This is a genomic window from Corallococcus terminator (assembly GCF_003611635.1).
GTDB lineage: Bacteria > Myxococcota > Myxococcia > Myxococcales > Myxococcaceae > Corallococcus > Corallococcus terminator.
Map to the genome: position 1 here is coordinate 1 of NZ_RAVZ01000392.1, position 8102 is coordinate 8102.

At 70.4% G+C, this 8102-nt stretch carries 7 protein-coding genes; 4 read left to right on the forward strand and 3 right to left on the reverse strand.

The window, feature by feature from the left end:
• From D7V88_RS35725 to msrQ, 4 genes are all read left to right on the forward strand, one after another.
• A partial coding sequence (locus D7V88_RS35725) for a DUF8614 domain-containing protein (RefSeq protein WP_208726679.1) occupies positions 1–1642 on the forward strand: 1642 nt, incomplete at its 5' end.
• Positions 1643–1723: 81 nt separating this feature from the next.
• Positions 1724–2440, forward strand: a complete 717-nt coding sequence (locus D7V88_RS35730; protein WP_372241154.1) for a fatty acid desaturase — start codon at positions 1724–1726, stop codon at positions 2438–2440.
• Between the two features lie 33 nt (positions 2441–2473).
• Entirely contained in the window at positions 2474–3463 is a 990-nt protein-coding gene (gene msrP / locus D7V88_RS35735; protein WP_120545071.1) for a protein-methionine-sulfoxide reductase catalytic subunit MsrP, read from the forward strand.
• Between the two features lie 3 nt (positions 3464–3466).
• Positions 3467–4081: a protein-methionine-sulfoxide reductase heme-binding subunit MsrQ gene (gene msrQ, locus D7V88_RS35740; protein WP_120545072.1), complete on the forward strand. Its 615-nt coding sequence runs from the start codon at positions 3467–3469 to the stop codon at positions 4079–4081.
• A gap of 21 nt (positions 4082–4102) precedes the next feature.
• Here the strand turns inward: msrQ and D7V88_RS35745 are convergent, their stop codons facing one another.
• From D7V88_RS35745 to D7V88_RS35755, 3 genes are all read right to left on the reverse strand, one after another.
• Positions 4103–4582, reverse strand: coding sequence for a response regulator (locus D7V88_RS35745; protein WP_120545073.1), 480 nt, complete (start codon positions 4580–4582; stop codon positions 4103–4105).
• A gap of 123 nt (positions 4583–4705) precedes the next feature.
• Positions 4706–5944 carry a hypothetical protein gene (locus D7V88_RS35750; RefSeq protein ID WP_120545074.1) on the reverse strand — a complete coding sequence of 413 codons (1239 nt, stop codon included), beginning with the start codon at positions 5942–5944 and terminating at the stop codon, positions 4706–4708.
• Positions 5941–8102: TonB-dependent receptor domain-containing protein (locus D7V88_RS35755; protein WP_120545076.1), on the reverse strand; the 2162-nt coding region annotated here is incomplete at its 5' end. The genes D7V88_RS35750 and D7V88_RS35755, both read right to left, overlap by 4 nt.

Genomic DNA, 8102 nt, shown 5'->3' on the forward strand with positions numbered 1-8102 from the left:
GCCCGACGCCCCGACGCTGAAGCGCATGACGGCGCGCTTCGCCCCGGTGGACCTGAAGGTGGACGTCTCCAAGCTCCCGGACGCGGAAAAGCGCGCCCTGGCCAAGGTGGTTCAGGCCGCCAAGCTGATGGACCCCCTCTTCCTGCGTCAGGTCTGGGCGGGCAACGAGGCGCTGCTGCTGGACCTGGTGAAGGACACCACGCCCCTGGGCAAGGAGCGGCTGCACGCGTTCCTGCTCAACAAGGGCCCCTGGTCGCGCCTGGACGAGTCGAAGCCGTTCCTGCCCGGCGTGCCGGCGAAGCCGGACGAGGGGAACTTCTACCCCGCGGGCGCCACCAAGGCGGAGGTGGAGGCGTGGGTGAAGGGCCTGCCGGAGGCGCAGCAGCACGCGGCCACGGGCTTCTTCACCACGCTGCGCAAGGGCCCGGACGGCAAGTTCGTGAGCGTGCCCTACAGCGTCGAATACCAGGGCGAGCTGGCCATGGCCGCGCAGCTCTTGCGCGAGGCGGCGGCGCTCACCCAGCAGCCCTCGCTGAAGAGCTTCCTGGAGAAGCGCGCGGCGGCGTTCCTGTCCAACGACTACTACGCGAGCGAGGTCGCGTGGATGGAGCTGGACGCGAGCGTGGAGCCCACCATCGGGCCCTATGAGGTCTACGAGGACGGCTGGTTCAACTACAAGGCCGCGTTCGAGGCGTTCATCGGCGTGCGCGACGACGTGGAGACGCAGAAGCTGTCGAAGTTCAGCTCGGAGCTCCAGGAGCTGGAGAACAACCTCCCCATCGAGCCGGGCCTGCGCAATCCGAAGATTGGCGCGCTGGCCCCCATCCGCGTCATCAACAGCCTGTACTCCTCTGGCGACGGCAACCGGGGCGTGCAGACCGCGGCCTTCAACCTGCCCAACGACGAGCGCGTGGCGGCGGAGAAGGGCACCAAGCGCGTGATGCTCAAGAACGTGCAGGAGGCCAAGTTCCAGCGCGTGCTGCTGCCCATCGCGAAGGTGGCGCTGCCCGCGAAGGACCGCAAGGACGTGGCCTTCGACGCCTTCTTCACGCACATCCTGATGCACGAGCTGATGCACGGCCTGGGGCCCCACAACGTCACCGTGGCCGGGAAGCAGACGACGGTGCGGCAGGCACTGCAGGCCTCCTCCAGCGCCATTGAAGAGGCCAAGGCGGACATCTCCGGCCTGTGGGCGCTCCAGCGGCTGGTGGACAAGGGCACCCTGGACAAGTCCCTGCAGCGCACCATGTACACGACGTTCCTCGCGTCCGCGTTCCGCTCCATCCGCTTCGGCATCGACGAGGCGCACGGCAAGGGCGTCGCGCTCCAGCTCAACCACTTCCTGGACACCGGCGCGGTGAAGGTGAACGCGGACGGCACGTTCGAGGTGGTGCCCGACAAGATGCAGTCCTCCGTCACGTCGCTGACGAACCAGCTCATGGCCCTGCAGGCCCGGGGCGACCGCGCGGAGGCGGAGGCCCTGCTCGCGAAGCAGGGCGTGGTGCGGCCCCCGGTGCAGAAGGTGTTGGAGCGCCTGAAGAACGTGCCGGTGGACATCGAGCCGCGCTACGTCACCGCCGACTCGCTGGTGCGCGACTTCGGCGCGCCCGCGGCTGCGCCCTCCGCCACCGGGACGAAGTAGCCGCCTCCCATTCCCCGGCCTGCCGCGTTTTTCCGTGCGCGGCGGGCGGGGCGTGGCCAGTAAGGCAAGCAGATGGCGTCCGTGTCCTCCTCCCAGCCCGTGCCACCCGACCCGTGGGGCGCCCTGCTCGCGCTCACGGTGCTGGGAGCGTGGGGAGGGCACCTGGCGTGGCTGCTGGCCGGCCCCGAGCGGCCGTGGGATTCACCGCTCACCTGGCTGCACGTCCTCTTCCAGATGTGGCTGTCCACCGGCCTCTTCATCACCGGCCACGACGCCATGCACGGTACCGTGTCGCTCAACCGCCGGGTGAACGCGGCGGTGGGCACGGTGGCCTGTTTCCTCTTCGCGGGCCTGTCCTACCGGCGGCTGGTGGTGAACCACCGCGCGCACCACGCGGACCCCACCGGGGAGCACGACCCGGACTTCGCCACCCGCACGCAGTCGTTCTGGCCGTGGTTCGCCACCTTCATGGTGCGCTACACGACGTGGTCACAAATCGGGGTGATGGCGCTGAAGTTCAACGCGCTGATGTACCTGGGCGTGCCCCAGGCGCGCCTCCTGGCCTTCTGGGTGCTGCCGTCGGTGCTGGCCACCGTGCAGCTCTTCTATTTCGGCACCTACCGGCCGCACCGGCGCCCGGACACGGCGGACATGGCGCCCCACCATGCGCGCACCCTGCCGCGCAACCACCTGTGGGCCCTGCTGTCTTGCTTCTTCTTCGGCTACCACTGGGAGCACCACGCGTCCCCCGGCACGCCCTGGTGGCGGCTGTGGCGGCTGAAGGACGCCCGGCGGTAACCGACCGGGGGCCTGGAGCGTTATAGAGGGGCCATGCGCGACAAGCTCCCTCCCGAGCCTCCCGGTTCCGAAGTGACGCCCGAGAAGCTCTACCTGCGCCGCCGCGAGCTCATCAAGAACGCGGGCCTGTTCGCGGGCACCGCCGCCGTGGTGGGGGGCGGGCTGTACCTGTTGGGCATGAAGCGCACCCGGCCCATGGACGGCTTCGTCCCGGACGCGGGTGAGGTGGCTCAGCCGGTGGCGCCCGCCGCGGGGGCCTTCGACACCGACGAGCCGCGCACGCCCTACGAGGACATCACCACCTACAACAACTTCTACGAGTTCGGCCTGGACAAAAACGACCCGGCCCGCCGCGCCCACACGCTCAAGTCCCGGCCGTGGACCGTCGTCATCGACGGCGAGGTGCACAAGCCGCAGACGGTGGACGTGGATCAGCTCATCGCCGGCTTCCCCCTGGAGGAGCGCGTCTACCGGATGCGCTGCGTGGAGGCCTGGTCCATGGTGATTCCGTGGCTGGGCATCCCCCTGGGCAAGCTGCTGGAGCGCGTGCAGCCCACGTCCTTCGCGAAGTACGTGGCCTTCACCACGCTGGAGGACCCGGAGCAGATGCCCGGCCAGAAGAGCCCGGTGCTGGACTGGCCCTACGTGGAGGGCCTGCGCCTGGATGAGGCGCAGCACCCGCTGACGCTGCTGGCCACGGGCCTGTACGGCAAGCAGTTGCCCGCGCAGAACGGCGCGCCGCTGCGGCTGGTGGTGCCGTGGAAGTACGGCTTCAAGGGCATCAAATCCATCGTCCGCATCTCGCTCACGCGGGAGCAGCCGCGCACGACGTGGAGCCTGGCCAACGCGCGCGAGTACGGCTTCTTCGCCAACGTGAACCCGGCGGTGGACCACCCCCGCTGGAGCCAGGCCAGCGAGCGGCGCATCGGCGACACCGGCCGGCGCCCGACGCTGCCCTTCAACGGCTACGCGGAGCAGGTGGCCGACCTCTACCGTGGCATGGACCTGAAGCGGGACTTCTAGCGCATGGCCTCCAAGCAACCCTGGCTCAACCCCGCCGTCGCATTGGGGGGACTGTCCCCCCTGGCCCTGCTCGCGGTGCAGGGCGCCCAGGGACAACTCGGGGCCAACGGCATCGAGTTCGCCCTCAACCAGACGGGCCTCTTCGCGCTGGCGGTGCTGCTCGCATCGCTGGCGTGCACGCCGCTGCGGCTCATCACCGGCTGGACGTGGCCCGCGCGCATCCGCCGCACGCTGGGCCTGCTGGCCTTCACGTACGTCAGCGCGCACTTCCTCACGTACTCCGTGTTGGATCAGGGGCTGGACGTGCGCGCCATGGCGGAGGACGTGCTGACGCGGCCCTTCATCACCGTGGGCTTCACCGCGTTCGTGATGCTGATACCGCTGGCCGTCACGTCCACGAACCAGTCGGTGCGGCGGCTGGGCTTTCCGAAGTGGCAGCGCCTGCACCGGCTGGCCTACGTGGCCGCGATGCTGGGCGTGGTGCACTTCGTGTGGCGGGTGAAGAAGGACGTGACGGAGCCGGTGCTCTACGGCGCCGTGCTGGCCCTGCTGCTGGCGGTGCGGGTGGGAGAGGCCCTGCGAAAGAAGCGGGCCCTGGCGGCGCAGCGCACGGCGTGACGTGCCGCGACCGAGGCGCGGCTACTTCGCGGCGCGGGGCAGCGGCAGGATGGTGTCCACCAGCGTCATCAACTGCGCGCAGCTCACGGGCTTGCGCACGAAGGCGCTGATGCCGGCCTTCTGACCCAGGGCGCGCACTTCCGCCACGTTCGGGTCGCCGGTCATCATCAGGATGGGGACCTTGGACAGCTTGGTATTGGTGCTGGCGCGGATCTGCCCGGCGAAGTCCGCGCCGTTCATCCCGTCCATGTGGAAGTCGGTGAGGATGAGGTCCACCGGCTCCGCCTCGGCGACCTTGAGGCCCTCCTCGGCGGATTCGGCCTCCAGGAATTCGAAGCTGCGGGCCATCAGGTAGATCTTCAGCAGCGTCCGGATGGAGCGGCTGTCATCCACCAGCAGGACGCGCTGCGGCCCTGTTCCCGAGGCCGGACGGACCGTGGGCGTACTTCCCGTGGGACGGGAGGGCGCGGGTTCGGGGGCGGAGAGGGGGCCGGCCTTCATCGGAATCAAAACCTCGGGAGGGGAAGCGCCTCCGGCAGCACGACCCCATGGTCGCGGATGGGCCCTGCGAAGTCAAAGCAACGCAGGGCCCCTCACCGAGATTTCAGGCGCCCCCTGAAAGCTTCAACGAACGTCCAACAGGAAGGCCTGGGAAGGCACGCCTGGCAGCCCTGCGGCCTCCGCGAGGGTCGGATCCAACTCATTGGGCACACGCCACGTCTGTCCCGTGGACTGCACCAGGGTGACGCTGTAGCGACCCGCCGGCACGGTCGAAAGCAGGGCAGGCGCGGCGGGGTCGCGCGCGTCCAGGGCGCGGTTCTGGATGGCCACGCGGAGCTGGGGAACGAACACGGGCTGCGGGCGGGGGTTGCCCTGCTCGTCCCTCAGGGCAGCGAGGAGGGTGTCAGGCACCAGGCCGGCCGCCAGCACCGCCACGTCCGGCTTGCCGTCCTTGCCGCCGGAGACGCGCGCGTAGTCCACGCCCTCGTCGTCCACCACGCCGTTGCGGTCCAGGTCGTTCTCATCCACGACATCGGGCACATCCGCCAGCTTGCGCACCACCACGCGCGGCCAGAAGTCGGGGACGCCGTCGTTGTTGGTGTCGTCGGGGACGCCGTCGCGGTTGGCGTCCACGAACTGCACCCAGAAGCCCGGCGGCCGCTGGTCCACCGCGCCGGTGAACTGCTGCGGCGTGAGCGTCAGGAACTTCACGGGGGTGGACGCGGTGTCGAACTCGCGGCCTTCGGCGACCTGGAAGGCGGGCCGGTCGAAGGGCACCGTGGCCGAGTCCGCGAAGGACACGCTGACGCCGGTGAGCGGCACGGGCCAGCCGTCCGCGTCCGTCGTCACCTCCAGGATGCGCGTGGTGCCGTTGGTGGGATCCACGCCGCCGCCGCCCACGTCGCCCGCGTTGGGTTCGGAGGTGACGCCGTACCAGGGGTTGAAGTCGGACACGTGGCAGGGCTGCGGCACGAAGCGGCAGGTGTCCGCGTCGATGAAGCCTCGCAGCACGTAGCTGCCCGGCTGCACGAGGCTCAGCGCGAACGGCGCGGTGAACGGACCCGGGGAATTGTCGCCCAGGGCCGTGCCGAACAACTCCGCGGCGGGGATGACGGTGAAGGCCAGGGGACGGCCGGAGCCCTGCGGCGGGGGCGGGCTCTCCGCGTGGTAGAGGAACACCACGGCGTTGCCCCGGGCGCGCGACTGGACGACGAGGCTGCCCTCGATGCGCGCGGCGCGCGTGTTCTGCCGGCCGTCCGCGGTGGGCTTCACCTCCGGGCCCTCACAGCCCAGGGCGAGGAGCGACGTCAGGGCGACCGCGAAGAGTCCGCTGGTGAAGGGAGAAGAAGGGGCGCGCTTCATGGGGTCACCGTGAGGTTGGCGAACACGCGCCGCTCGATGCGGTTGCCGAAGGGGTGCTCCGCGTGCGTGCCGCCCAACTGGCTGCCCATGAGCGACACGGAGGCGAAGTCCTTCACCACCTCGTAGCCCACGCGGGCGTTGACCACGGCGTACGCGGGCAGGTTGTTGGACAAGAGCTCCACGCGCGTCGGGTCGGACGCGGCGGGCTCGCGCTCCACCCAGGTGGAGGAGGACGTGAAGGCCGCGTCGATGCCGAACTCCAGGTCCGCGCGGGTGCGGTACGTGATGCCGCCAAACACCTTGAAGCCCGGCGCCTGGCTGCACGGGCCGCACTGGCCCTCCTCCGGAAGGTCGGAGGTGACGCTCTGGAGCGCGGCGCTCGCCTTGATGCCCAGACCGTCGATGGGGGAGAGGCTCAGGCCCGCCTCCGCGCCGCGCGCGGTGTAGATGGCGTTCTCGTTGGTGAACATGGAGCGGCCCACCAGGTAGCTGCCGCTGCCGCTGTCGTAGGACTCGCCCGCGGGCAGCCGCTGCACGGAGGACAGGCCGATGAGGTCCTTCACCGTGTTCTGGTAGAGCGCCACGTCCCAGTCCAGGCCCAGCCGGGGGGACTCACCGCGCCAGCCCAGCTCCAGGGCGTTGAGGCGCTCGGGCCGCAGTTGCCGGTTGCCGGTGGTCAGCACGCTGACGCCGTTGACGCCCGGCACGGGCACGGGCAGCCGCGTGTAGCTCTCCAGGAACGTGGGCTCGCGGAAGGCGGTGGCCACCGACGCGCGGAAGGCGTGTCCTTCAATGGGCTGGAAGACAGCGGACAGGCGCGGCGACTGCGCGATGCCCGGGTTGCCCTTGTTGAGCAGCGGGTGGCGGTCCACGCGGTAGCTGACGACGAGGCGCAGGGGCTGCACGATGCGCCATTCATCCTGGATGAAGGCCGCCGCGTGGAACTCCTCGCGCAGGCCGTCCAGGTAGCCGAAGGCCACGCGCTTGAGGCGGCCCTCCACGCCGATGTTCACCTGGTGCTCGCCCGCGAGCTCGAAGCCCCGGGCGTACAGCGCCTCGCCGTTGAAGACGTTGGAGGCGACGTTGGTGGTCAGCGACCGCTGACCGATGGCCTCGTACTGCGGCCCGGCGTCACCGGACAGGTGGTTCCAGAAGGCCTTGAGCTTCACCGAGCCCAGCTCCACATCCGCCTTGGCGTACGCGCCCAGCGCGTCGATGTAGTAGTTGCGCAAGAGGCCCAGCGGGTAGGCCTCCGTGGTGTAGCGGTGCACGCCGCCGGACAGGCCGACCGCGCGCCCTTCGGAGAACGAATAGACCGTGGAGAGGTTGCCGCGAGCGCCCCGGAGACCGACTTCCGGGTCGGGGCCCACCAGGGCGAAGTCCGGACGGCCGCTGCCGTAGTCGAGCGTCCACTTGTCCTCCTGCCGGTAGGCAGCGGACGCGCGGTAGCGCAGGGCGCCGTTCTGGCCGTGGCTGACGAAGGAGCCCTGCACGGTGTTGCCGCCACCCGCCAGGGCGCTGAAGCGCGCGCGCCGGCCGGTGCCGGGGGCCTGGGTGATGATGTTGATGACGCCCAGCATCGCGTTGGCGCCGTACAGCGCGCTGCCTGGACCGCGGATGACCTCGATGCGGTCGATCTCCTCCAGGCCCACGGGCAGGCCCGCCCACAGCGTGAGGCCGAGGAAGTCCTGGTACTCCGTGCGGCCGTCCACCAGCACCAGCACCTTGTTGGCCAGGCGCTGGTTGAAGCCGCGCAGGCTGACGTTGGAGCTGCCCACGCCCATGGCCATCACGTCCGCGCCGGGCACGCGGCGCAGGAGCTCCGGCAGCGTGGTGGCGCCGGACAGGCGGATGTCCTCCGCCGTGATGACGGTGGTGGCGTTGGGCGCTTCCAGCGAGGACTGCGCGCGGCGGCTGGCCGTCACGACGCGCTCCTCGTACGGCACGAGGCCCTGGTCGGACGTGTCGCCTGCCTCCGCGCTGCCGCTGGGGGCCTTGGGGCCGGACGCGGCGACGGAGGACTGCGGCTGCTGGGGCTGTCCGGCCGCGAGCGACTCCGCGCGGTTGACGGCCTTCTCCAGCCGCTCCATGAGCGTGGCCAGTTGCTGCTGGGCCTGGATGCTCGTGGGGGGCGGCGGGGGCATGGGCAGGGTCGAGT